Here is a 1,316-nt window from a genome sequence, read left to right on the forward strand (position 1 = left end):
AGAGGGATCGCGAGGAATTAACGTCGCTTTTAATGATGATGGCGTTACCGTTGTGGCATGGCGGATGCGGCAGAGGCGCTGGGATGGCGTTACGAGACTATTCGTGGGCACTTGAACGAGCGCCAACGTCGGGTGTGGCTGGGGGTCGAGGCCGCGCAGCTCGGTCCCGGTGGTGTGGCGATCGTGGCCTCCGCGACGGGTGTGGCCGCCGATACCGTGCGCCGTGGCCGCGCGGAAGCCGAGGAGGTGACATCCGCGGTGCCGGTGGAACGTTCACGTAAACCCGGCGGCGGCCGTAAACGTGCGGAGGCCCATGAGCCCGAGTTGGTGGCCACGCTGGAGGCGCTGATCGATCCCGACACCCGTGGCGACCCGGAGTCACCGCTGCGGTGGACCTGCAAGTCAACCCGTGCCCTCGCGCGAGCGCTGACCGAAAATGGCTATCAAGTCAGCGATTTCGTGGTTCGGCGACTGCTCAAGGAACTCGGCTACAGCCTGCAGGCCAACGCCAAGACCACTGAGGGCCGCCAGCATCCCGACCGCGACGCCCAGTTCCGGTATCTGCACGAGCGGACCGAAGAGCACATGGCGTCGGGGGATCCCGTGATCAGCGTGGACACCAAAAAGAAGGAGCTGGTCGGCAGCTACAAGAACGGCGGCCGGGAATGGGCCGCGGCCGGGCAACCCGAGCACGTCAAGGTTCACGACTTCGTCGATCCCGCACTGGGCAAGGCCAACCCGTACGGTGTCTACGACCTCGCCGCCGACGCCGGATGGGTGTCGGTCGGCACCGATCACGACACCGCCGCGTTCGCGGTCGCGACCATCGGCCGTTGGTGGGACGCGGTCGGCTCGGGCACCTACCCGCACGCCGGTCGTCTGCTGATCTGCGCCGACGGCGGCGGATCCAACGGCTACCGCACCCGGGCGTGGAAGACCGAGCTGGCCGCGCTCGCCGCCCGCACCGGACTGACGATCACCGTCTCTCACCTGCCGCCCGGCACCAGCAAATGGAACAAGATCGAGCACCGGCTGTTCTCCCACATCTCGATGAACTGGCGCGGACGCCCACTGGAGAGTCACGAGGTCATTGTCGAGACCATCGCAGCCACCACCACCCGCACCGGCCTGCGCGTGCGCGCCGAACTGGACACCGCCGAATATCCCACCGGCGTCAAGATTCCCGACCGCGACATGGCCGCCCTCACCGACACCGGAACCCTCACCCGCCACGACTTCCACGGCGAATGGAACTACACCCTCCACCCGAACCCCGACACGCCCGAACCTGACTAAGTTAATTCATCGCAGGCCCT

Annotated in this window: 1 pseudogene; it reads left to right on the forward strand. The window is 66.6% G+C overall.

The features are described 5' to 3' along the window. Positions 1–57: 57 nt before the first annotated feature. Positions 58–1,275: pseudogene (locus AC1DWT_RS51380) on the forward strand (ISAzo13 family transposase); the annotation flags it as partial. Positions 1,276–1,316: the final 41 nt, after the last annotated feature.

The organism is Rhodococcus sp. P4_B6 (assembly GCF_056402215.1).